Origin of the sequence: Pseudomonas phytophila (genome assembly GCF_025643095.1) — a bacterium.
GTDB classification, from domain to species: domain Bacteria; phylum Pseudomonadota; class Gammaproteobacteria; order Pseudomonadales; family Pseudomonadaceae; genus Aquipseudomonas; species Aquipseudomonas quasicaspiana.
Window position 1 is genome coordinate 4,107,977 of sequence record NZ_CP081201.1, and the last position, 24,595, is coordinate 4,132,571.

Consider the following 24,595-nt stretch of genomic DNA (forward strand, 5'->3'; position numbering starts at 1 on the left):
TCTCACTTGTATGACAACGCATAAAACCGCTCTCTACGCACTCGGCCCCAAAAACGCCGCGGTTCAAGGCCCACCCAAGGTTTTCAGAAAAACAACGTGAAAGTAAAAGTCGCTGAAAGGCTCGCTAAAAAAAAACGTTAGATATATGATTTTATTGATTATTTAAGATAATTCGCACTTGTTCAATCTGTTCAAAACTGCCGAAGCAACCGATCTCGTTTTGCGAAAAATTCTGCAAAAACCGCCAATAACCCTCTTGCGCGGCAAGGATCTACTTGTATGATGTCCATCAACACAAGCCAGCAGCTTGTACAGACCCGCATAAAAATAACGAGTGGGAGATTCATCCTTGAACGCATCCAGTACCCGGACGGGTGATGGGGCCGATTCGACTTTGGTTTCAGCTGTATCCAAGGTCAAACGCCACATCCTGCCACTGTTCGTCATCATGTTTATCGTCAACTACATTGACCGCGTGAACATCGGCTTTGTGCGATCGCACATGGAGCATGACCTGGGCATCGGCGCAGCCGCCTATGGCTTTGGTGCCGGCCTGTTCTTCATCGGTTACGCGCTGTTCGAAGTCCCTTCCAACATGCTTCTGCAAAAGGTCGGTGCGCGCATCTGGCTGACACGGATCATGTTCACCTGGGGCATCGTTGCCACCTGCATGGCCTTCATCCAGAACGAAACCCACTTTTATATCCTGCGCTTCCTGCTGGGTGTCGCCGAAGCCGGCTTCTTCCCTGGCGTGATCTATTACTTCACCCGCTGGCTGCCAGGTGTAGAGCGCGGTAAAGCCATTGCGATCTTCCTCAGCGGCTCGGCCATTGCCTCGCTGATTTCCGGTCCGCTCTCTGGCTTGCTCCTGCAAATCAGCGGCTTCGGCATGAAAGGCTGGCAGTGGATGTACTTCATTGAGGGCATGTTCTCGGTAGGCCTGTGTGCTTTCGTCTGGTTCTGGCTCGACTCCAAACCCCATGACGCCAAATGGCTGACCCGCGAAGAACAGGACGCACTGGTCAACGCTATTGATGAAGAGCAACGGGCTCGTGAAGCCGCCAACCCCGTCAAAGCTTCCATCGGCAAGCTGCTCAAGGATCGCCAGATCATCCTGTTCTGCCTGATCTACTTCTTCATCCAGTTGACGATCTATGCTGCGACCTTCTGGCTGCCAAGCATCATCAAAAAGATGGGCGATCTCAGTGATATGCAGGTCGGGCTGTTCAACTCCATCCCGTGGTTACTGTCGATCGTTGGTATGTACGCTTTCGCGGCCATGTCTGCCAAGTGGAAGCGGCAACAGGCCTGGGTAGCCGCAGCGTTGCTGATCGCAGCGGCCGGGATGTTTATGTCCACGACGGGCAGTCCGATCTTTGCTTTCATAGCGATCTGCTTCGCTGCACTAGGCTTCAAGTCGGCATCGTCGCTGTTCTGGCCCATTCCCCAGGCTTATCTGGACGCCCGTATCGCGGCGGCGGTGATTGCCTTGATCAACTCGGTAGGCAACCTCGGCGGCTTCGTCGCGCCAACCACGTTTGGCTTACTGGAGCAACACACCGGCTCGATCCAGGGCGGCCTGTATGGTTTGACGGCCACCTCGATTATTGCCGCCATCATCGTTTTCGCTGCACGCAACACGCCGAAGCCCGGCAAGAGTCCGGTAGAGCCGCTGCCCAACACTGCTGCCCACTCTTGATCGCCCGCTACGATTATTAAAAGGACCTATAGCAATGAGTCAGAACCTGAGCAAAGCCCCTGTTATCACCAGCATGCAGGTCGTCCCGGTCGCCGGTCACGATGACATGCTGCTCAACCTCAGCGGCGCCCATGGCCCCTACTTCACCCGCAACATCGTGATACTCCAGGACAATGCCGGGCACACCGGCGTGGGTGAAGTACCAGGCGGCGAACGCATTCGCCAGACGCTGGAAGATGCGCGGCAATTGGTGGTGGGCAGCTCGATTGGCACCTACCAGAAAATCCTGAATGACGTGCGCAAGACCTTCGCCGAACGTGATGCTGGTGGGCGCGGCCTGCAGACTTTTGATCTGCGCATCACCATTCACGCCGTCACCGCCCTTGAAGCAGCGCTTCTGGACTTGCTCGGTCAGCACCTGGACGTGCCTGTTGCTGCCCTGCTCGGTGAAGGCCAACAGCGCGACGAAGTGAAGATGCTCGGATACCTTTTCTATGTCGGTGATCAAGGCAAAACCAATCTGGATTACCGCAAGGAGCCAGATGCCGACAACGACTGGTTCCGCGTCCGCCATGAAGAAGCGCTGACCCCTGAGGCGGTTGTGCGTCTGGCCGAGGCGGCGCAGGCACGTTATGGCTTCCAGGATTTCAAACTGAAAGGCGGCGTGCTCAGCGGCGATGCGGAAATCGAGGCGGTTACTGCCCTCGCCGAACGTTTTCCGGATGCCCGGATCACCCTCGACCCGAATGGCGCATGGTCACTGAAAGAAGCGATTCGTCTGTGCCGCGATCAGCACCATGTGCTGGCTTACGCCGAGGACCCCTGCGGTGCGGAAAACGGCTTCTCCGGTCGCGAAGTCATGGCTGAGTTCCGTCGTGCTACTGGCCTGAAAACCGCCACCAACATGATCGCCACCGACTGGCGTGAAATGGGCCATGCGATTCAGTTGCAGTCGGTGGACATTCCACTCGCCGACCCTCACTTCTGGACCATGCAGGGTTCGGTGCGGGTGGCGCAAATGTGCAACGAATGGGGCCTGACCTGGGGTTCGCACTCCAACAACCACTTCGACATTTCCCTGGCGATGTTTACCCACGTGGCTGCCGCCGCACCAGGGGATATCACCGCCATCGACACTCACTGGATCTGGCAGGACGGCCAGCGCCTGACCCGCGAACCGCTTCAGATTGTGGGTGGCGCCGTGCAAGTGCCGAAGAAACCTGGGCTGGGCGTCGAGCTGGACATGGATCAAGTGCACAAGGCTCACGAACTGTACAAAGGCATGGGCCTGGGTGCCCGTGACGACGGCGTCGCCATGCAATTCCTGGTGCCGGACTGGAAATTCAACAACAAGCAGCCGTGTCTGGTTCGGTGAATTCCGTCTCGACGTGAATGAACGCTATACCGGTAGGAGCCAACTTGTTGGCGAGTCGTCGCAGCTACGTACGCAGGCCTGCCGTCTCGCGAACAAGTTCGCTCCTACCGAAGAACGTAAATCCTTGCCAAGCTGGCATACGACGCGCAACCCCCTTGCGCGTCGTTTTTTATTCCGCCACAAAAGCCCGTGCTAATGTTCGTGAATCATCCGTCATGAAGTCCGGCTTATGTCCCATATCGCTCATACCCACCCACGTTTGAGCATCGCCACTGCGCTAGGTCTCGCCAGCGGACTTGCCGCAGCAATCATCACTCCGCAGATATCCATCACCAGCAAGTGCCTGATTGCCTGGAACGTTGCCGTCTGGGTGTATCTGGTGTTGATCCTGATCCGCACGTTTCGCACCAATGCGGCTGACGCAGAGCGAATTTCCATGGTCGAGGATGAAAACGCCGGACTGGTACTGGTCACCGTGTGCGTCGCCGCACTGGCCAGCCTCGCGGCAATCACGTTGGAACTGGCTGGCAGCAAGGCGATGACCACGGATGACCGGGCGCTTCACTACGCCTTCACCGCCCTGACAGTGGTCGGCTCGTGGCTGGTCACCGGGGTGATTTTCAGCCTGCATTACGCTCGCCTGTTTTATACCTGGAAGGGTAAAGAACCGGCTCTGCGTTTCGCGGATGGCGAGAAGCACCCGGATTATTGGGACTTCCTGTACTTCTCTTTCACCCTCAGCGTGGCGGTGCAAACCTCGGATGTGGGCGTCGCGACGCCGGGTTTACGCAGGATCGTCCTGGCCCAGAGCCTGATCGGTTTCATTTTCAACACGGCGATCCTCGGCTTTTCAATCAATCTTGCGGCCGGGCTGTTTGGCTAAGCGGCCATCTGGCGCTACTGTTGCGGCACAAACCCGAAAAAACTGCAGCAAAAAGGCGAGTTCGAGATGACGCATACAAAAATTGCAGTGCTGGATGACTGGCAATCCGTCGCCAGTGATGTCGTGGACTGGTCGGTCCTGAACAGCATCGGTGAAGTCAGCTTTCTTCATGAATACCCCGCCGATACCGCCATCATGGCGGCACGCTTGCAGGCTTTCACGGTGATTTGCGTGATGCGCGAACGGACCATTTTCGACGAAGCCCTGCTCAGCCAGTTGCCCAACCTCAAACTGCTGGTGACTGGCGGCATGCGCAACGCGGCGATTGACGTCAAAGCGGCCACCCGCCTCGGCATTCAGGTGTGCGGCACGGAAAGCTACAAGCACGCCGCACCGGAGCTCACCTGGGCGCTGATCATGGGCGTGACCCGCAATCTGGTGGACGAGGCCAATTCGTTGCGCAGCGGCCAGTGGCAGATTGGCATTGGCAGTGATTTGCATGGCAAGACACTGGGTATTCTCGGGCTTGGCAGCATCGGCAAGTGGATCGCCCGCTACGGTCTGGCGTTTGGCATGAACGTCATCGCCTGGAGTGAGAACCTCACGGCTGAAGCCGCTGCTGAATCCGGCGTGACGTATGTCAGCAAGCAGGAGCTGTTCGAGCAGGCGGATATTCTGTCGATCCACCTGGTGCTCAGCGACCGCAGCCGTGGGCTGGTGGATGCTCAGGCGCTGGGCTGGATGAAGCCGACGTCTTACCTGATCAACACTTCGCGCGGGCCTATCGTCGACGAAGGGGCACTGATTGAAACCCTGCAAAAGCGGCGCATCGCGGGTGCGGCACTGGATGTGTTTGCCATCGAACCGCTGCCTGCCGAGCATCCATTTCGTGTGCTGGATAACGTGCTCGCGACGCCCCATGTGGGTTATGTCACCGAGAACAATTACCGGATGTTCTACAGCCAGATGATTGAAGATATTCAGGCGTGGACTGCGGGTGCGCCGATTCGGGTGTTTGGTTAAGTTCCCGAGTTGGAACACAGCCCCTGTGGGAGCGAGGCTTGCCCGCGATACATGAGACGCATCCATAAGACACACCGCGTTATCGTTTATCGTCGGAATGCCGCCCAGACCAAGCACCGCTCCCACAAGGGTCTGCATCCACAGAGATATCATCAGAATTTCCAGGAGCAACACCATGAACCCAAACGCATTCGGTCTCGACAGCGTTCTGCTGGTCATCGACATGCAATACGACTTCATGCCCGGCGGCGCGCTGGCGGTGGCCGAGGGCGATGCGCTGGTGCCGTTGATCAACCGTCTCGGTGAGCAATTTCAAGGCGTTGTCATCACTCAGGACTGGCATCCGGCGGGGCATATCTCGTTTGCGTCCAGCCATTCAAGCCGCCTGCCGTTCGAGATAACCACCCTGCCCTATGGCCCGCAAACCCTTTGGCCGGACCACTGCATTCAAGACAGCCATGGCGCACAACTGCATGCGGATCTGGACCTGCCCCACGCGCAATTGATCCTGCGCAAGGGCTGTAACCCGCACATCGACAGCTATTCGGCGTTCCTCGAAGCTGACCGCGTGACGCCCACCGGCCTGGCCAGCTACCTCAAGGAGCGAGGCGTCCAGAACGTATTTGTGGTGGGTCTGGCGCTGGACTTCTGCGTGGCATGGTCGGCACTGGATGCAAGAGCTGCCGGGTTCACTACGCTGGTCGTCGCCGACGCCTGTCGCGCCATCGACATGAATGGCTCGCTGGGCAAAGCCTGGCAAGACATGGCGGCGGCAGGCGTGACACGCATCGAAAGCACTGAGCTGCTCAAATAACCGTTCAGATACGCCGATCAGCGCTCCCGCTTGAGGCTCTGTACCGATAGGTCCAGCGCCTTCTGCATGTCCAGACGTGCAGAGCGGCCGATGTTCTTGTCGTCCATCTGGTAATTGCGTTCAGACGGCAGGATCGGCGCCGTCAGGTCATCGGCGTCCATGGCTTCGAAATCAAAGTTGCCACCGATGGGCATGGCGCTTCGGCGCAACAGCATGCGCAACTGTTCAGGCGTCAGCTTCGGGTTGATCGACAGCATGGCGGCGATAATCCCGGTGACCATCGGCGTAGCGTAGGACGTACCGCAATGCACCGCGCCCTGCTCACCGGCTGTGAGAGTCGATGCCCGTGTGCAGGCTGCCGCCATGATGTCAACGCGGCTATCAACGTTTGATGACTCGCGTTTCTCGACGTAGGCCGGATCATCGACGGGAAGATCGTCATCCTTGCTGCGCTGATGCCCACCGACCACCAGCAACTGGTCCGTGATGAACGAAGACGGCAAGCGGTACTCGTCCGTCCCGGAAAACGAAGAGCCGTTGCCTGCCGAATTGATCACCACCACATCGGGGTGCTTGCGCCGCAGCCAGAGGAAAAACTCTTCCAGCAGTTCTTCGTAACCGGACATGGCGATGCCAGACCTGAGCAACGAGTCCACCTCATCACCCTCCACGTTTTTCGCGCCGACCCGGTGCAGCCCCCAACTCCAGTTCAGGACTCGCGCGCCGTCTTCAACCAGATTCACCGATGCCGCGACATTCGCCGTGATGCCGGCATCGGAGTTGCGCTCGACAATTACCTCGAAACCATCGCTGACGCCATCCAGCGCGCGTAGAAAGCCGCTATTGCCGCCCTTGGCAGTGTCCGCCGCCAGAATGCCCGCCACGGTGGAGCCATGCCCGTCGGGCTTTTTCGCGTCACGGGCGTACAGGCAAGTGCGGGGTTTGCCTGATTTGCAGTCACCCAGATAATCGGCAAAATCCGGGGAATCAAAGTCCACTTCGCGCTCAATAATCCCGATGCGGATCGGCACCGGTTTGATCGGCGAGGTGACGGCGGGAATCCTGCGCTGGTAATAGTTGACCGCGTCCATGAAGCGGTTGGCCGCCCATTGATCCTGAGTCGGCTTGGCCTGCTTGCCATCGCTGGGTGCCGCTTCGTCTTCAGGGGATTCTGCGGCTGACTCCTCGACCACCACGGCATCAACGCTGACCTCACTGCCCATGCGCAGCACCATAGCGTCGCGCTGCACCAGATCAGTCACCGGCAGGCGCAGCTGGTAAGTGTTGAGCGGTGCGATGGAACCGACGACGGTGGCACCGTACTTTTTCGCGATGCGCTCGGCTTCTTCTGCACCCTGGAATTTTTCTTCGATGATCACGCTGACCAGATCAACGTAACTGGTCAGGCCGTCCATGTTCTTGGCGACCTCCTTTGGCGTAGCCGCCAACACGTGACTGCCTGCCATGCTCAGCCATACGGCATTGCTGCTCTGCCCTTCCTGCTCAAGCCACAAGGGGCCGCTGCGCCAGTCGGCAGCGCTCAGGCGCAACTTGAGTCGCTCGCCGTCACGCTCAATCACCTGGCCCGGCAACGCTTTGCCATCCAGTTTGAGCTGCACAGCACCGGGTTTCAGACCGCGTACGCCAAGGCAGAAGGTCTGCTGCTCGCGGCCCAACAGAACGTCGCAACGCTGCAGCCGCTCCACCCGTAAAGCCTGATTGGCCTGTACTGACGAAACACCGGCCAAAGCAGCCATGAACACGGGCAATACGGTGCGACTGAGCATTTAACAATCCTGAGGGACGCGGCGATAGCAGTCTGACTGCTGCGTCCCCTCAGGGTTCAGGGCTCAGCTCAAGAGCCGCCCAGCGCGAAGTGCTTGAGGCTTTCCCCTTCCATTCGGTACCGCACCCACTCGTCCTGCGGCGCGGCGCCGATGGATTTATAGAAATCGATGGCAGGCTTATTCCAGTCCAGCACGCTCCACTCAAACCGGCCGCAGCCTGTGTCATGGGCGATTTTCGCCAAGTGGCGCAACAGGTGTTTGCCTGCGCCGACACCGCGATGTTCGAGTGACACAAACAGGTCTTCCAGGTACAAGCCTTTGCGCCCCTGCCATGTGGAATAGTTGAAGAAGTACACGGCAAAAGCGATCGGTTGATCATCCAGCAGGCAAATCAGCGCCTTAGCCGGAGACGCTTCGTCAAACAGGCTACGCTCGATATCAGAGACGTCTGCCAGAACTTCATGCTCGGCCTTTTCATAGATGGCCAACTCGGTAATAAAGCCCAGAATGACCTGGGCATCAGCGCGGGTGGCCTCACGAATATGCAACGTCACGACTCTCTCCTTGTAATGATGGCTCTTTATGATCGAACAGGCCGTTCAGCAGCGAACGACCGGCGGTGGATTGTGTCTCAAGCATCAGCCCGGCGCAGCATTAAAACGTCTACGCCTTCACTCGTATTTAAGGATGCTGTATGGACAACAATGAAGAAGGCAGAACCCCCGGGTTATCCGCTGAAGAAGAACGCGAAGTCGACGAGAACCAGCCTCCCCGTGCGGCGGTGCTGCACGAGACCATTCGCATTCAGGGCGATCATGAGCTCGAGCGCAGTGTTGCGGCCCTCTGGTGGTCGGCGTTGGCCGCGGGTTTGACCATGGGCCTGTCGCTGATGGCCATGGGGTTGTTCAAGTCACGCCTGCCGGATATCGAGTCCAGTCATGTCATCGCCAGCCTGGGTTACTCCGCCGGTTTTCTCGCGGTCATCCTGGCCCGTCAGCAACTGTTCACCGAAAACACCCTGACGGCGGTGCTGCCGGTCATGAGCAAGCCGACCTTGAGTAACCTGGGTCGGTTGTTGCGATTGTGGGGCGTGGTGCTGTTCGGCAACCTGTGCGGTACTTTGCTGGTGGCCTATGTGATGTTGAATCTGCCGATCTTCGATAGCCAGACTGACAAGGCGTTTCTGGAAATCGGCCGCAAGGTGATGGAAAACGACGTCATTCACATGTTCTCCAAAGGCATCGTGTCCGGCTGGATGATCGCCACCATGGTCTGGATGATTGCGTCCATGGAAGCTGCGAAGATCTGGATCATCGTGCTGATCACCTACTTGATGGCCCTCGGCGACTTCACCCATATCGTGGTGGGCTCGGCCGAAGCATCGTATCTGGTGTTTGCCGGCGAATTGTCCTGGAGTGACTTCTGGCTGGTCTTTGCCGCCCCAACGCTCGCCGGTAACATCATTGGCGGCAGCTTCATCTTCGCCATTCTCAGCCATGCGCAGATCCGCAGCGAAAAAGACACCACTGCCAAGCTTGAGCGGGACCGGTTGAAACGAATTGAAGAAAAGAAGCGACTGAAAGAAGAAGAGCAGGCTGCTGCTACCTCCAAGTAATCTGAACAGGAATGCTGCCCCTGTACTGGAATGCTATCTCCTGTGGGAGCGGTGCTTGCCCGCGATACATGAGACGCGATTAAGAGACATACCGCGTTATCGTTTATCGCGGGCAAGCACCGCTCCCACACAAGCCTTGCTCCAACTGGAGATCACATTCAAGTTGAAAACCTGTACCAGATGAAAATTCTTTCAGAAACTGTTCAGGTCACATCAGCGAGAATAGGTTTTTTGGCTGTAATCCTTCAGGCAGGCAAGATGACCCGAATTCTGACCATCGAAGACGATGCCGTGACCGCCCAGGAAATCGTTGCGGAATTGAGCAACCATGGCCTTGAGGTTGACTGGGTCGATAATGGCCGTGAGGGCCTCGCCCGTGCGGTAAGCGGCGACTATGACCTGATCACCCTCGACCGCATGCTGCCCGAAGTGGACGGTCTGGCCATTGTTACCACCTTGCGCGCGCAAGGCATCCTCACCCCTATTCTGATGATCAGCGCCCTCTCCGACGTTGATGAACGTGTGCGTGGCCTGCGTGCCGGTGGCGATGATTACCTCGCCAAGCCCTTCGCGTCTGACGAAATGGCTGCCCGGGTTGAAGTCTTGCTGCGCCGACGTAACACTGTGGCCGCCGCAGAAACCATCCTGCGGGTCGCCGATCTGGAGCTGAACCTGATCAAACGTGAAGCCAGTCGCGGACAACAGCCTCTGAGCTTGCTGCCCACCGAGTACAAACTGCTGGAATTCCTGATGCGCAACAGCGGGCAGATCATCACCCGCATGATGATTTTCGAGGAAGTCTGGGGTTATCACTTCGATCCCGGCACTAACCTGATCGACGTACATATTGGGCGTTTGCGGAAAAAAATCGACCCACCCGGCATGACTCCACTGATTCGGACCGTGCGAGGCTCGGGTTATGTCATTGCTGAACCCGTCTAAAGGCTGGCGTTCCTCTACTAGCCGCTTGCTGGCGCTGTACAGTTTTCTGTTCGTGGCCTGGAGCTGCACGCTGATCGGCGTGTTGTACTGGGAAGTCAGCAGCTACCTGGAAAATCTCGCCCGCCACTCCCTCATGCAACGCCAGCAGCTGTTTGCCCGCTTTGAAGGCGAACAGTTGATCGAGGCACTAACCTCCAGCATGACCTTCGACATGCGCGCCGTGGACGCCTATGGCCTGTTCGACGCCGAGCTGCGCCCGCTCAATGGCCCGATAAAAACGGTCCCTCCCAGCCTGCCGCTGGACGGCAAGATTCATCAGTTGAGTAACTGCGTCGACTCCGAAGATCCGCACATGCCTCAGGACACCTGTGACGCGGTCGCCAGCCAGACCCGCGACGGCCACTGGCTGGTGCTGGTGCGCGACAACGGTTCACTGTTCGCCGTCACTACCCTGATCTTGCGCGCCCTGCTCTGGGGGCTGTCATTGACGATTATTCCCGGCATTGCTGGCTGGCATTTGCTGAGTCGCCGACCGCTGAAACGCATTCGCGGCATTCAGGCAAGCGCCGAGGCAATCGTCGCAGGCGATCTGGGTCGCCGCCTTCCGGTGTCGGCACGCCGCGATGAGCTGGACATGCTGGCGGTCATCGTCAACGCCATGCTAGATCGCATCGAAAAACTGATGAATGAGGTCAAAGGCGTCTGCGACAGCATCGCCCATGACCTGCGCACACCTCTGACTCGCTTGCGAGCGCAGCTCTATCGCATCCAGCAACAATCGCCGGAAGACTCGCTGGTAGCCACGCAAATGGATCAAGTGATTGCCGAGGCAGACACGTTAATGGCGCGTTTTCGCGGTTTGCTGCGCATCTCGGAAATCGAGGATCACCAGCGTCGCTCGGCGTTCGTCGAAGTCGACCCTGGCGAACTGCTGCAAGAGGTTCACGATTTTTACCTGCCCCTGGCCGAGGAAGGCGGCGTCAGCCTGTACCTACGCGTGGAGGACCCGCTGCCACCGCTATTGGGCGACCGCGCCCTGCTCTTCGAGGCATTGGCAAACCTGCTCAGCAACTCGATCAAGTTCACCCCGCCCGGCGGCAGCGTGATCCTCAGTGCCAGAGCGGACGGCGACAGCACCTGCCTCGAAGTCCAGGACTCAGGTCCCGGTATTCCTGAGGCAGAACGCCAGGCGGTGTTTCAACGCTTCTATCGCAGTGAAGGCAGCACCCAGAAACACGGCTTTGGCCTGGGGCTGTCCATCGTTGCGGCGATCGTCAACCTGCACGGCTTCACCTTGCACATCGGTACGAGTCCGCTGGGTGGCGCGAGATTGAGTCTTGAGTGTCGGCAGACGGTGGCGTTGGTGTGATCGTGCACTATTGCTTATTCAACGATCTGTAGGAGCGCGCTTGGTCTGGGCCGCATCCGGACGATGCGGTGCGTCAGCGAAAAATGCGTTCCCTGACCAGATCCCATCGCGGGCAAGCGCGCTCCTACAAGTAAGCGTTTGCTGCGCGACAGCGCTGTGTCAGGAACACTGAGCGCGCTCCTATCAAACAAAATATAACTATCTGATTTGGAATGCTTTTTACTGTAGGAGTGAGCTTGCTCGCGATAGCTTCAGCACAGGCAATATATTCATCGACCAACAGATCGAATCGCGAGCAAGCTCACTCCTACAGGTCCCGTGTTTGTTTCGCGACAGCGCGGTGTCAGGGATACAGGGCTAGCTCCTACAGATCATCAGAGAGTTGTAGTTTGTTTGACAGGAGCTGTCGAAGGCTGCGAAAGGCAGCCGTATTTCAAGGCATCGCAAAACCAAACAACACCCGCGGCGCATCAACCAGCAAGCCACGAAGTTCAGTCCCGGAACACCCAAGCCCCTGCAACTGGCCGATGACCCGAGCGAAATCAACTTCACTCTCGTGCTGCGTATGCGGCCAGTCACTGCCCCAGACCAGCCGATTCAAGCCGAAGAACCTGATCAGCAAGGGCATGGCTGCCCTGGCAAAACCGGCGTTTTGCTCGGCGCTGCCACCCAGGCGATAAATCGCCGAAACCTTGACCCACACCCGACCGCTCAAACCGCATTCCAGCAGGGCCTTAAATGCCGGATGGTCAACCCCGAGCGGCGCGTCAGGACGGCCAAAGTGATCGACGACGATCTTGCAGCCAAACGGCATCAGGCCTCGAATCAGAGTTGGAATATCGTCTACCCCACGATGCAACTCCACGTGCCAGCCCAGCGCTGAAACTTCATCGAGAAGACGCTTCCACGCGGACTCGGTGAAGTCAGGCAAAGGCTTGCCCATCAGGTTCAGACGAATGCCGACGATGCCCTGCTCGTCCATCTGCCGAAGCGCTTCTCGGCTGATATCAACATCAACCACCGCGACACCACGCAATTGCTCAGGAGCCTTTGCGAGCGCGGCCAGCAGGTATTGATTGTCTGTACCGAGAAAGCTCGGCTGCACCAACACGCCGTGGCTCAGGCCATTGTCGTGAAGTTGCTGCAGGTAGGCCTCAAGGGTGGCGTCGTAGTCCGGGGTGTAACGGCGACCCGCCGTCAGGTTCAGATCACTGCTGAATACATGGGCGTGGCCATCGATACCGATGATCGGGGAAGTGCGTGAGTCAGGCATGGAGCTCATCTATCAAGAAGGCGCGGTGGGTACCACCGCGCGTGGATCTGCTGCGTATCAGAAGCTCAATCAGGCATCGGATCAGGCTTGCTGCGGGGCTTCACGTCCTTGAGTCGCATCGGTTTCAGGTGTGGTCGCTTCCAGACTGCGGCCACGGGTTTCGGGTAAGCACAGCGCGGCGATCACTGCCACGCCGTAGGCGATACCGGCATCGATACCGATGGCTGTGCCCAACGACATGGATTCACTCATGTGACCGACCATGAACGGGAAGACTGCCGACAGCACGCGGCCGAAGTTGTAGCAGAAACCAACGCCTGCGCCGCGCACATCTGCCGGATACAGCTCATTGAAAAACGAACCGAGGCTGGCCGGAATGCCGGCTGCAAAGAAGCCCAGCGGGAAGCCGAGGAACAGCATCTGCGTGTTGGTCAGTGGCATAAACACATAGCACTGCACCGTGATCACGCAGCAGATAGCGAACAGCAAAATGTTCATGCGCCGACCGATACGGTCGATCAGGAAGCCGCTGGCCACGCACCCACACCAGAAGGCAACAATGATTACCGCCAGATAACCGCCCGAGTTCAATACCGACAGGTTGCGCTCGGTTTTCAGGAACGTCGGCAGCCAGGTCATCACCGCGTGATAACCACCGTGTGCGCCCAGCCCGAGGATGCCACCCAGCAGAGTGACGCGCAGCAATTCAGGACGGAAGATACCGGCCATGGATTTGAAGAAGCTTTTCGGCGTGGTCTTGTCTTTTTTCTGACGCTGGAAGCTGTCCGGCTCTTCGACGTTGCGACGTACCCAGATAATCAACAGGGATGGCAACAGACCGACAAGGAACATCGCGCGCCATGCAATATCCTGCGGCACCAGCGAGTAAATCAGAGTGAACACCAGCACCGCCAGCCCCCAACCTACAGCCCATGCGCTCTGCACGGTGCCCATGACCTTGCCGCGGTATTTGGACTGGATGGTTTCCGCCATCAGCACCGCACCGGCCGCCCACTCGCCACCGATGCCGAAGCCTTGCAGGGCCTTGACGATCAAAAGCTGGTTAAAGCCAGTGACGAACGCCGATAGAAAAGTGAAGAATGAGAACCACAAAATCATCCACTGCAGGGTGCGTACCCGGCCATAGCGATCCGACAGAGTACCGCCGACCCAGCCGCCCAATGCTGAGGTCACCAGCGTCACACCGCTGATCAACCCGGCATCGCCCTTGGTCAAGGCAAAGGCGGCAATCAGTGCCGGAATTGCCAGACCGAACATTTGCACTTCCAGCGCATCCAGCGACCAGCCGCCGAAGCAGGCCCAAAACGTTTTGCGCTCACGAGGAGTGACTTGGCGATACCAACTGAACATGGTTTTTGTCCTTATAAGAATTTACCCGGAACCGCTAGATGAGCCATGCAGGACCGAATTCATCGCGAACCGATATTCCAGCCGACAAATTTTCACCGGATGTAAATGCCTTTCGCGAATGAATTCGCTCCCACCTGGCCGCCCCGCTTTCAACCCAGGCCATTGCGTTTTTTTGATAAAAAGCTGCGGACGAACCGTCAGCGGATTTCCACGCTGTAACGGAAGTGACTGGCGTGCCCACGCGAACGACGCCACTCCAGCGGTTCGCCTGCGTAGTTGCGCGCCAGACGTTCAATCACCACCACCGGACTGTTGACGGGAATCTGCAACAGACGCGCATGCGCATCACTGACCGCCTCGGCCGTCAGGGTCTCTTCGGCATAAGCGACTACCTGGCCGCACAATGCTTCGTAGATTGGGTACAGCAACGGCCCCTGACGCTGCAGGTCGTTGTCCAGCAACGCCTGAAATTGAACCTGTGGCAGCCAGATTTCTTCCGCCAGCATGGGCTGTGTTTCAAGCAAACGCAGACGCACCATGCGAATCACCGGCGAGTCAGGAACCAGACCCAGTGCCTGGCTGACGGCTGACGGCGCGGTCATTGGCTCAATCGACAGGATTCGGCTTTCCGGAACCTGACGGGCGCCAGCAGCGGACTGGAAACGGAAGAAGCGGAACAGCGAGGACTCAAACTGCGGACGGCGAATAAATGTTCCGCGGCCCTGCTGACGCTCGAGAATATTGTCGGCAACCAGCATGTCGATGGCTTTGCGGACCGTGCCGGTGGACAGGCAATACTCGCTGGAAAGTGCCGCTTCGGTAGGAATCGCCTCGCCTGGACGCCAACGATTATTGGCAATCTGCTCGGCCAACTGATCCCGCAGACGTTGATAAAGAGGTAAACGCTCATCACTGGACAATTTGTTCATATTGTTATTTATCTAGTCATCTATATGAATGTGAGACGAAGTATTGTCTCGATCATCAGGACCGTCAAGGCAACCAGACGACATTTTTTCGCCCCGTTCTATAAGATGATCGGCGTTTAGCCCTATCGCTCAAGCAAAGGGTGATCTTTGAATGTGTAGTGAAGCGAGATGATGCAATTGACGAAACTGGATGCCGGACTGGCTGACTGGAACGACCTGCGAAACGCCCGTGACGAAAATTGGGGGCTATTGATGGGTAACGGGGCGAGTCTTGCCGTCTGGAAAAACTTCGCATACGACTCGCTGTTCGATCTATCCCAGACCACTCGCAGCAACCCCATGAGTCGCACTGAACTGGCGGTGTTCAGCGCCATGGAAACCAGCAATTTCGAACCGGTGCTGGCCGCGCTGAAATCAGCCATGCGGGTCAACGCTGCGTTGACCATCAGTTCGTCATCGCCGCGCAATCGCTACTTCGCCATCAAGGAAGCGCTGATCCACGCCATTCGTTCGGTGCATATTCCGTGGAAACTGATCGAGGCCAACACTCTTGCGCGGATGAACACCGAGTTGCAGCGCTACGCGACTGTGTATTCAAGCAACTATGACTTGCTGGCCTATTGGGCGGTGATGCATGCGCCGGAACACTTCGACGATCTGTTCAACGACGACGCGACGTTCAATCTGCATGAAACACGAGCTACCGCTACTCGCGTGCTGTATCTGCACGGGGGCATGCATCTGGTGAAGAACCTCGACGGAACGGTGCGCAAGCTGTTGTCATCGGAAAGCTCGCTGCTGGGCAGCTTCGCTATCAATGCCCTGGACGATGTGCCGCTGTTCATCAGCGAAGGCACCAGCGCTGAAAAAATGAAGCTCATCCGGACGTCGGATTACCTGTCGTTCTGTCATGGGCAATTGGCACAGCATGGCGATGCGCTGTGCATTTTCGGCCATGCACTGGGCAAGCAGGATGCGCATATCATCGCTGCGATCCGTCAGGCCCGGCCGAAGCGGATCGCGATTTCTGTCCTGCCGCGCAGTGAAGCGTTTATCGAGTTTCAAAAGCGGTATTACATCGGGTTGTTGGGTGATCTGGATATCGAGCTGAGCTTTTTTGATGCGAAAAGTCATCCGCTGGGCAGTGCGGATTTTTTGGTGAAAGCCTGACTGTAATGCCTACTCCTGTGGGAGCGAGGCTTGCCCGCGAAGAACGATAACGCGGTGCGTCTGATCCACCGCGTTATCGTTCTTCGCGGGCAAGCCTCGCTCCAACAGAACTTCAATCGAGAGCCTAGCGCGCCCCCGCCCGCCTTACCGGCGCCAACGCTTCAGCGATATGCTCCACCAGATACTCCGCATCCCGCGCCACACCGGAAAATCTGCCGGAACCCCAGGTGTACAGCCAGGGCAAGCCGAGGAAGTACAGGCCCGGCTGTGCAGTGATACCTCGTTTGTGTCCGGGATGGCCGCGACCATTGAACACCGGGGCTTCAACCCAGGTGAAGTCAGGCGTAAATCCGATACACCACACAATACTGGTGATACCCGCCGCGTTCAGATCCAGTTCGGTGCGCTCCTGCTCAGGCGTCCATTGCGGCGAATAAACCTCACCGGCTGGAGCATTGATGCAGTGTTCCAGAATGTATTTATCGATGGAGCCATTGATCCGGTTATAGACCGCATCAGCGCTGTCGAGACTGTCTTTGAGGTTATTGGCAAACGTCAGCGTGTTGCCCTTCAAGCCTTGCAGGCGTCCGAACAGTTCCATGCCCTCGACCGCGAAACGACGCAGGTCGATATCGCGACCACCGTCACGCCCCGTGACGTAATGATTGGTGTTGTCGCGCACGCCTTCACGCAGCGGATGCGTGTCGACACCAATTTCGTAGTAGCCCATTTCGGCCAGCCAGTCGACCACGTCCTTGCCGCGATAGAAACGCGCGCAACGGGGTGCATCGCCTACGGCCAGATAGACCTTGCGCCCGGCCAGGTGCAGGTCTTCGGCAATCTGCGCCCCGCTCTGCCCTGAGCCCACCACCAACACATTGCCTTCGGGCAGCGACTCGGCGTTGCGGTATTGCTCGGAGTGAATCTGGGTAATCTGCGCTGATACTCGCTCGGCCAGACGCGGGATGATCGGCGTGTGATAGCCGCCCGACGCGACGATCACCTGATCAGCCGTGAACTCGCCCTGAGAGGTGTGCACCTCAAAGCCGCCGCCAACGCGTGGCAACACGCGCTGCACCGCCACGCCCTCAAGCGCGGGCGCATTCACCGACGCGACAAACCCCGCCAGATACTCGTTGATTTGATCCTTGGTCATGAAGCCATGGGGATCCTTGCCCTGGTGCTCTACGCTGTAGCGATACCCAGGCAATGCGCATTGCCAGTTGGGCGTGACCAGACTGAAAGCATCCCAGCGCTGAGTGCGCCAGGTATGGGTCAGGCTGTTTTTTTCCAGCACCAGATGATCGATGCCGTGGGCCTGTAAATAATGACTGGCAGACAAACCGGCCTGACCGCCGCCGACGATGATCACGCTGTGATGGGGTGGTTTGATTGACGTGAGAGGGTTGGGCATGGGGGCTCCGGGATATTGGATTGAAATGCGTTTCCTGTGGGAGCCGGGCTTGCCCGCGATGAACGATGACGCGGTCTGACATTAAATCGCGTCCAGCACCATCGCGGGCAAGCCCGGCTCCCACACGACCGCAGCATGCAGGCCTAAAAAGAACTCCACCCCGAGCTGGGCACCCGCCCGCCGCCTTCGGTGCGCATACTGATAACCTCCACAGCGCCGTCTTCCTGACGCATGGCCTGGCCCTTCAGGGAGTTGAGGGTGTCCATCGCCGAGCTGCAGTAGAAGCCTTTGACCTGCTTGACCCGCTCCGAGGCATTGTTGAGACCGCCTTCGATGCGTTCCAGAAAGTCGGCCAGCGGGTAACTGGCGCCTTCCTGCAAGTGGTCGTAAATCACCGTCGAAGGTGAATAGCCGGAGGCTTCTTTGCCGTTTGGCCAGCGAATGGTGAAATTGACAGCGGGCATGTCAGTGCTCCTGTGGGATGGTCAATGAGGACAGATCAAGATGGGCGTAACTAAAGCCGGTAAAGGCCTGCTCGCCAAGATTCCAGAACTCGGCGTGTTGCGAACCGGCCTGCACCGTCAGCGCGGCACTGGCGTTGACCTGACCGATTCGCTCGCAACACAGCCCTTCAAACGCAAAGGCGGCCTGCACGCGAGGCCAGTCCTTTTCATCAAGGGTCATGAGAAAGCCGTAGCTGGGAAAAACCTGTAGCCAGCGCTGTGGATCAGCATCCGGCGGACATGGCAATGCACTCAAATCCACATGCCCACCACAACCGGTGGCCTCCAGCAGCATCAGCAGGCTGCCCAGTACCCCGGCGTTGCTGATGTCCTTGGCGGCATGCAGCAACTGCGCTTCGGCCAGACGCGGCAACACGTCCAGCTTGCTGCGCAGCCGTGAGGCCGGGACACCCTCGAAGGCCTTCCAATAGGTCGTGTCCGCGTACCACTGGCCTTCGAGGTCCACCGCCATGGCAATCACCTGCCCCGGCGCGACATGCAGGCTGGAAAGCAACTTGCTGGCGACTCCGGTAATCGCCACAGCCAACGCAGTCGGATTGCCGTTGGCCAGACTGGTATGCCCGCCCGCCAGCATCAAACCGTAGACCTCACACGCGGCGCGAATGCCGGCCAACACTTGCTGGGCGGCGTCTTGATCATGGTGCCAATACGCGTTGACCACCGCTGTGGCCCGACCGCCCATGGCGGTGATATCGCTGACATTGGCCATCACTGCCGACCAGCCCGCGAACCACGGGGCGGCGCTGACGAATCCGGGCAACATGCCTTCAATCGCCAACAACTGATAATGCTCACCGCAGGCGATGGCCGCCGTGTCGTCGCCGGGCAAGGCGTAGAGTTCGGCACGAGTCATTACCTTGTCCGCTTTACCGATGACCGCTGCGGGCTGCTGAATGGCCTGCTTGGAAAGCATCGCCGGGGTGTTTCGCAACAGTCCGAGCAGCGCTGGCAGATCGTTGATCTCACGCATGGCGAGCCGCCTGCAAGGTACGAAGCGATACCTGACGCGGCATGAATGGGTAGCGCGTCAAATCGGCCTGCATCAGGCAATGAGGCTGGCCGAGTAACTCCAGGTGATTCAGTGTCTGCCAGTGCAGCGCCTGGAAATACAGTTCGTTCGCCGTTTGCACAGTGGCGTGAAAGATTTCGCAGCCCAGATCCTTTGCTCGCGACACCGCTTCATTGACCAGTGCCTTGCCGATCATGCTGTGGCGTCGGTAGGCCGGCGCAACGCACAAACGTCCGCCAAACCACACGCCAGGTTCGGGCTGGTAAATCCGTACCGCGCCGACCACCTGATCGGCCATGCCGCAATTACCGGCCAACGCAACAATCGCAATCGCCTGAAAGTCGTGACCGTCCTTGTCTTGCGCCAACAGTTGTTGCTCATCGGAGAACACCGCACGGCGCAACGCGTAATACGCCTGTTTTTCCCAGTGCTCGGTGGCCGGTTTAACCAACAGTTCACCGGCACGAAAAGGCTCGAACGTGCTGTCGACAAGAGCAAAGGCAAGACTGGACATGAGCGTTTCTCCCTTGGGTAAACCGGCTTACTCGTAGTTCTTCAATGCCGAGCACGCGCCACACTTCGCGCAACCGGCATTGATCTGTTCGGAATGCAAACCGTGACGACGCAGGCTCGCGCCAATCTGCGGATACAAGCGGGACATCATGGCGCTGTCGGGTTTGGGATGACGGGCCAGTGGCGTGCCGTCGATCGGTACAAAAGGCACTACGAACGGATACACCCCCAATTCGCACAAGCGCTCACTCATCTCGGTGATCGCCGCTTCGCTGTCGCCCAGTCCGGCAAGGATGTAGGTGCTGACCTGACCGCGACCGAACACCTCGACCGCCGCGCTGAAGGCTTCGAAATAACGCGTGAGGGGCACTTCGGCCTTGCCGGGCATGATCCGCTGACGAACCTCGTCAGTGACTGCCTCCAGGTGCATGCCCAACGACACCACACCACTGTCGCGCAGTCGCATGAACCAGGCGTCTTCGTCCGGCGGCTCGCATTGCGCCTGAATCGGCAGATCAACGGCGGCCGTCACTGCAGCAGCGGACTCACACAGAATCGCTGCGCCGCGATCAGGCGTTTGTGGCGTGCCGGTGGTCATCACCATGTGCTTGACGCCGTCCAGTTCGACTGCAGCTTTCGCGACTTCAGCCAGTTGCTGCGGACGTTTGCGGGCAATGGTTTTACCCGCTGCCAGGGATTGGCCGATTGCGCAAAACTGACACGAAGTGCCGCGATCATTGAAGCGGATGCAATGCTGCAGGACGGTCGTTGCGAGCACATCGCTGCTGTGCAACGTGGCGATTTTCCAGTACGGAATGCCGTCATCAGTGCTCAATCCGTAAAACTTCGGCACGCCCGGCATCTGTACCTGACCGACATGCAAGCCCTGACGAAAAATCAGCGCATGGCTGCCATCTTTACTGGGTTGCGCCTGATATGGAGAATCCTGAGAGGCCTGATTGAGGATCGGCACCATCATGGTCCGGCTGCCGAAACTCAGCGCCTTGTGGTCCGATGGCCCCGCTCCGCCTTGCCGCGACAGACCGTTCTGCGCGGCGGGCCAGCGCACCCCGTGACATTGCAACTCGGCCAGCAATTCATTGGTCTGCATGGGCAAGCTCCTCGGTTTTGAGTTGAGCGGCGCGCTCGTGCACATGCGCGGTGGGCGTGCGATCAATCAGCAGGCTGAGCAGTTCCGGGCGGCTGTAATGCCCCACCGAATCCATCATGCGTTTACGCTTGTCGATCAGAGCCAGATCCAGATCAGCAATCACCCAGCCTTCACCGGAGCGCAGCGGCTCGCCGAGCAATTTGCCTTCCGGCGAGACAATGGCCGTGAAGCAACCGCCGGAAATCGGCGCCAGACCGCAGCCGGTGTCCTGCATGATTTGCCCCTGCTGCTCAGCGTCCAGCCAGGCTGTGGCGTTGACCACAAAGCAGCCTGACTCAAGGGCGTGATGGCGGATGGTGACTTCGATCTGCTCGGCAAAAATGTCTCCTACCAATGAGCCGGGGAACATCGCCACATGAATCTGCTCGCCGTCGGCCATCAACGCATAGCGGGCCAACGGGTTGTAATGCTCCCAGCAGGCCAGCGAGCCGATGCGACCGACCGCGCTGTCCACGGCACGCAAGCCGGAGCCATCGCCCTGCCCCCAGACCATGCGCTCGTGATACGTCGGGGTAATCTTGCGACGGTGCTGAATCAACGTGCCGTCAGCATCGAATAACAACTGCGCGTTGTAGATCGTGCCGCCATCGCGCTCGTTGACGCCGATAGACGCGACGATCCCTGCCTCACGGCAAGCCTCACCGATCTGCCGGGTCACGTCGGAGGGCACCGTGACGGACTGTTCAAGGAGTTCCAGGTGTTCCTTGCCCATGGCGAATGGCGGCTGGACGAAGGAAAAATAGGGGTAATACGGCACCACGGTTTCCGGGAAAACCGCGAACTGCACACCTTCGCGCCCCAGCGCCAGCAAGGTTGTGCAGAGCTTGGCGACAGTGGCTTCCCGGGAGTACAACACCGGGCTGAACTGAACGGCGGCGGCGCGGATGGTGGTCATTTGGGAGGTCCTGAAAATTTTGGCGGCTTTCATGAAACTGATTTGAAATGAGATCCAACTGTGGGAGCCGGGCTTGCCCGCGATGCATGAGACGCGTCTTGAAGGTACACCGCGTTATCGTTTATCGCGGGCAAGCCCAGCTCCCACAGGTGCATTCCATGCAGGCACCGCGTGTTCTGTTACGCCGTCCAGGTATCGATAATCATCGCGCCCTCGCGGCGCATCAGCAGGCGCAGGTCCATGACGTCCAGTGGGTTGATGGGACGAATACCCTCGATCAGGGCTTTTTCGGTCTGGCCGTACAGGGCCTGCAAGGCGAAGCGGCAGGCGTAGACTTCGCCGCCTTCGGACATGAACGCTTTGATCTGGTTGTTCACCGCCAGATGGCCGGGGAAGGCTTCTGCACCCAGCGTCGGGAAACCACGCTGCACACCCAGCTGCACGCCGGGTCCGTACAACAGGATTTTGGTTTCAAAGCCTTTACGCAGCAGGCGCTTGGCCTGAAGCATGTTGACCAGGCCAATGGAGCCTTCGAAAGCGATGGTGTGAAACGTGAGCAGCGCTTTTTCGCCGGGTTCGGCTTTGACGTCCTCGAAGACTTTTTCTTCGTAATTGACCAGGAAGTCGCCGTCTTGATAGTGAGCAATGTCCACGCTTGGCATATCGTCGTTCTCCAGTAAGTCATGTTTTTATCAGCGGCTCGAAAACGCCGGGGTGACAACAGGACAAGAGCGAACGCCGTGCCAAAAATAAAAATGTTGTTCGTATGCCGGCTAAGCCACTGATTATCCAGAAGATTAAGATCTGATCCGGTTTTTACGGACCTATCTGAGCCTATCGCCGGATCACGCATTCCCGTAGAAATACGAATCTTCGTAGCGCTGGATCACGAGATTTCGTAATGAGCGAGCCAGATTCACTGACCGGCTGGGCCGACCTGGCCTATTCTTCGCGGCACATGGTGTTCGAGCACTGCGCCGAGGCCATCGCCCTGCTCGACCCCGTGGCGGATCGCTTCGGCGACCTGAACGTGGCGACCTGCAAGCTGCTCGGCTATCCGCGCCAGGAACTGCTGGAGCTGCCGGTCAGCAAATTGTTCGGTCATCAACTGGCCGACCTGATCGTCTTTACTCAAGCCGTTATGAATAAAGGACGCGGCTGGACCGAAGAGCTGAGCTGCAATTGCAAGACCGGCGAGCGCATAGAGCTGGAATTGTCAGCAACCATTCTGCAGGTCAAAGGCAACCCACAGCTGATTCTGGTCATGCGTGAAGCCAGCCATGAGAAGTACCAGCGTGATCAGGCCCATACCGAGCGCACCATGCGTGGCGGCCTGCTGGAATGGCGCAATATTCTCAACCTGTTTCAGGAAACAGAGCGCGATAATCAGTTGCTGCTCAGCGCGGTGGGTGACGGCATTTACAGCATCAACACCGATGGCCTGGCCACCTTCGTCAACCCGGCTGGCGCACGGATGCTGGGCTGGGAACCGGCAGACATGATCGGCAAGAACATCCACCGTATTCACCATCACACCCACGCCGACGGCAGCCATTACCCGGTGGAAGACTGCCCGATTTATAAAGCGGTACGCGATGGTGTGGTTCATGAGGGTCGGCAGGAGGTCTTCTGGCGTCGGGATGGCAGCTCGTTCCCGGTGGAATTCACCAGCACGCCGGTGATTGCCGATGGTCGAATTGCCGGTGCGGTGGTGGTATTCCGCGACATCACCGAGCGGCGGACCACGGAGAACCAGCTGCACAACGCGCTCGAAGAGCTCAAGGTGCTCAAACAGCGCCTTGAAGAGCAAAACGCGTATCTGCAGGAAGAAATTCACATCGAACACAACTTTCGGGAAATCGTCGGCCAGAGCGAGCCGATCCTGAAAATCATCAAACAGATTGACGTCGTGGCGCCGACCGACGCAAGCGTGTTGATCAATGGCGAATCCGGCACCGGCAAAGAATTGATTGCCCGGGCGATCCATCAAGCCAGTCGACGCAGCGCCAACCCGCTGATCAGGGTCAACTGCGCGGCGATTCCCACCGAGTTGTTTGAAAGCGAGTTCTTCGGCCATATTCGCGGTGCGTTTACCGGAGCGATTCGTGACCGTGTCGGACGTTTTGAACTGGCGGATGGCGGCACTCTGTTCCTTGATGAAATCGGCGAGATACCACTGGAGCTGCAAAGCAAACTGTTACGAGTTCTACAGGAAGGTCAGTTCGAGCGCGTCGGCGAAGAACGCACGCGCAAGGTTGATGTGCGAATCATCGCCGCGACTAACCGGGACTTGCGTCAGGAAGTAACCGCCAAACATTTCCGCGAGGATCTGTACTTCCGCCTTAACGTCTTTCCTATCCAGTCCCCGGCCCTGCGCGAGCGGCCGATGGACATTGCGCCATTGGCTGCACACTTCCTCAAACAGACCGCCAAACGCTTGAACATGCCGGGCCGCCGGTTGCGCAACAGCGACATCGAACGCCTGCAACGCTATTCATGGCCCGGCAATATCCGTGAGTTGCAGAACGTTATCGAACGAGCGCTGATCACCTCTCACGGTGCGGATTTGAATATGGACCTGCCAGACGAGCCCAACAGAACCGAAGCCGCCCCTGCCCTGCTTCCCGCCACGAGCATCATGACCGACGCTCAAGTGAAAGAACTGGAACGAAGCAACATGCAGGCGGCACTCAAGGCCTGTAATGGCAAGTTGTTCGGCAAGGGAGGTGCAGCAGAGTTGCTGGGTTTGAAACCGACGACATTGGCGTCGCGGTTGAAGCGGCTGGATATTGAGGTGGGGTGAGAACAGCAGCAAGGCC

Annotated in this window: 22 protein-coding genes; 10 read left to right on the forward strand and 12 right to left on the reverse strand. The window is 58.3% G+C overall.

Annotation, left to right across the window (positions count from 1 at the left end):
- Positions 1-349: 349 nt before the first annotated feature.
- The 5 genes from K3169_RS18495 (at position 350) to pncA (ending at position 5,794) form a co-directional block, all read left to right on the forward strand.
- Positions 350-1,699 carry an MFS transporter gene (locus tag K3169_RS18495; protein ID WP_122706453.1) on the forward strand — a complete coding sequence of 450 codons (1,350 nt, stop codon included), beginning with the start codon at positions 350-352 and terminating at the stop codon, positions 1,697-1,699.
- A gap of 34 nt (positions 1,700-1,733) precedes the next feature.
- Positions 1,734-3,074: a glucarate dehydratase gene (gene gudD, locus K3169_RS18500; RefSeq protein WP_049827029.1), complete on the forward strand. Its 1,341-nt coding sequence runs from the start codon at positions 1,734-1,736 to the stop codon at positions 3,072-3,074.
- Positions 3,075-3,303: 229 nt separating this feature from the next.
- Complete coding sequence (locus K3169_RS18505; protein ID WP_095098812.1) at positions 3,304-3,957, forward strand: DUF1345 domain-containing protein; 654 nt, start codon at positions 3,304-3,306, stop codon at positions 3,955-3,957.
- Positions 3,958-4,023: 66 nt separating this feature from the next.
- A complete protein-coding gene (locus K3169_RS18510; protein WP_263267347.1) occupies positions 4,024-4,980 on the forward strand; it encodes a D-2-hydroxyacid dehydrogenase family protein in 957 nt (318 codons plus the stop codon).
- Between the two features lie 175 nt (positions 4,981-5,155).
- Positions 5,156-5,794, forward strand: a complete 639-nt coding sequence (gene pncA, locus K3169_RS18515) for a bifunctional nicotinamidase/pyrazinamidase (RefSeq protein WP_263267348.1) — start codon at positions 5,156-5,158, stop codon at positions 5,792-5,794.
- 17 nt (positions 5,795-5,811) lie between these two features.
- Here pncA and K3169_RS18520 read toward each other — a convergent pair whose 3' ends face one another.
- Positions 5,812-7,581, reverse strand: a complete 1,770-nt coding sequence (locus tag K3169_RS18520) for a S8/S53 family peptidase (protein WP_263267349.1) — start codon at positions 7,579-7,581, stop codon at positions 5,812-5,814.
- Positions 7,582-7,649: 68 nt separating this feature from the next.
- Positions 7,650-8,135: a GNAT family N-acetyltransferase gene (locus tag K3169_RS18525; protein ID WP_263267350.1), complete on the reverse strand. Its 486-nt coding sequence runs from the start codon at positions 8,133-8,135 to the stop codon at positions 7,650-7,652.
- A 140-nt stretch (positions 8,136-8,275) separates the two neighbouring features.
- Here K3169_RS18525 and K3169_RS18530 point away from each other — a divergent pair, with 140 nt between their 5' ends.
- From K3169_RS18530 to K3169_RS18540, 3 genes are all read left to right on the forward strand, one after another.
- On the forward strand, positions 8,276-9,196 hold the full coding sequence (locus K3169_RS18530) for a formate/nitrite transporter family protein (RefSeq protein ID WP_263267351.1): 921 nt from the start codon (positions 8,276-8,278) through the stop codon (positions 9,194-9,196).
- A gap of 258 nt (positions 9,197-9,454) precedes the next feature.
- Positions 9,455-10,138 (forward strand): response regulator transcription factor, encoded by a 684-nt coding sequence (locus tag K3169_RS18535; protein ID WP_027901208.1) that lies wholly within the window; start codon positions 9,455-9,457, stop codon positions 10,136-10,138.
- Entirely contained in the window at positions 10,116-11,507 is a 1,392-nt protein-coding gene (locus K3169_RS18540; RefSeq protein WP_122805962.1) for a sensor histidine kinase, read from the forward strand. Before K3169_RS18535 ends, K3169_RS18540 begins: the two co-directional genes overlap by 23 nt.
- Before the next feature lie 433 nt (positions 11,508-11,940).
- Here K3169_RS18540 and K3169_RS18545 read toward each other — a convergent pair whose 3' ends face one another.
- The 3 genes from K3169_RS18545 to K3169_RS18555 all read right to left on the reverse strand — a co-directional run bounded on the left by K3169_RS18545 (position 11,941) and on the right by K3169_RS18555 (position 15,080).
- Entirely contained in the window at positions 11,941-12,780 is an 840-nt protein-coding gene (locus K3169_RS18545; protein ID WP_263267352.1) for an amidohydrolase family protein, read from the reverse strand.
- A gap of 81 nt (positions 12,781-12,861) precedes the next feature.
- Positions 12,862-14,151, reverse strand: coding sequence for an MFS transporter (locus K3169_RS18550; RefSeq protein ID WP_263267353.1), 1,290 nt, complete (start codon positions 14,149-14,151; stop codon positions 12,862-12,864).
- A 197-nt stretch (positions 14,152-14,348) separates the two neighbouring features.
- Positions 14,349-15,080, reverse strand: coding sequence for a GntR family transcriptional regulator (locus K3169_RS18555; protein ID WP_263267354.1), 732 nt, complete (start codon positions 15,078-15,080; stop codon positions 14,349-14,351).
- Positions 15,081-15,248: 168 nt separating this feature from the next.
- Between K3169_RS18555 and K3169_RS18560 the strand changes: the two genes are divergently transcribed.
- Positions 15,249-16,250, forward strand: coding sequence for a DUF4917 family protein (locus tag K3169_RS18560; RefSeq protein WP_411567008.1), 1,002 nt, complete (start codon positions 15,249-15,251; stop codon positions 16,248-16,250).
- Between the two features lie 124 nt (positions 16,251-16,374).
- Here the strand turns inward: K3169_RS18560 and K3169_RS18565 are convergent, their stop codons facing one another.
- The 7 genes from K3169_RS18565 to K3169_RS18595 form a co-directional block, all read right to left on the reverse strand.
- A complete protein-coding gene (locus tag K3169_RS18565) occupies positions 16,375-17,664 on the reverse strand; it encodes an MSMEG_0569 family flavin-dependent oxidoreductase (RefSeq protein WP_263267355.1) in 1,290 nt (429 codons plus the stop codon).
- A 143-nt stretch (positions 17,665-17,807) separates the two neighbouring features.
- Entirely contained in the window at positions 17,808-18,128 is a 321-nt protein-coding gene (locus K3169_RS18570; RefSeq protein ID WP_099270849.1) for an MSMEG_0570 family nitrogen starvation response protein, read from the reverse strand.
- A gap of 1 nt (position 18,129) precedes the next feature.
- A complete protein-coding gene (locus K3169_RS18575; RefSeq protein ID WP_263267356.1) occupies positions 18,130-19,158 on the reverse strand; it encodes a sll0787 family AIR synthase-like protein in 1,029 nt (342 codons plus the stop codon).
- Positions 19,151-19,711, reverse strand: coding sequence for an MSMEG_0567/Sll0786 family nitrogen starvation N-acetyltransferase (locus K3169_RS18580; protein ID WP_099270847.1), 561 nt, complete (start codon positions 19,709-19,711; stop codon positions 19,151-19,153). The genes K3169_RS18575 and K3169_RS18580 overlap by 8 nt, the downstream gene beginning before the upstream one ends.
- Positions 19,712-19,738: 27 nt before the next feature.
- Positions 19,739-20,821: an MSMEG_0568 family radical SAM protein gene (locus K3169_RS18585; RefSeq protein WP_263267359.1), complete on the reverse strand. Its 1,083-nt coding sequence runs from the start codon at positions 20,819-20,821 to the stop codon at positions 19,739-19,741.
- A complete protein-coding gene (locus tag K3169_RS18590; RefSeq protein ID WP_263267361.1) occupies positions 20,808-21,776 on the reverse strand; it encodes a Nit6803 family nitrilase in 969 nt (322 codons plus the stop codon). Before K3169_RS18590 ends, K3169_RS18585 begins: the two co-directional genes overlap by 14 nt.
- A 179-nt stretch (positions 21,777-21,955) precedes the next feature.
- Entirely contained in the window at positions 21,956-22,438 is a 483-nt protein-coding gene (locus K3169_RS18595) for an MSMEG_0572/Sll0783 family nitrogen starvation response protein (protein WP_027900808.1), read from the reverse strand.
- A gap of 239 nt (positions 22,439-22,677) precedes the next feature.
- Between K3169_RS18595 and K3169_RS18600 the strand changes: the two genes are divergently transcribed.
- Positions 22,678-24,579, forward strand: a complete 1,902-nt coding sequence (locus K3169_RS18600) for a sigma 54-interacting transcriptional regulator (RefSeq protein WP_263267364.1) — start codon at positions 22,678-22,680, stop codon at positions 24,577-24,579.
- The last annotated feature ends 16 nt before the right edge of the window (positions 24,580-24,595 follow it).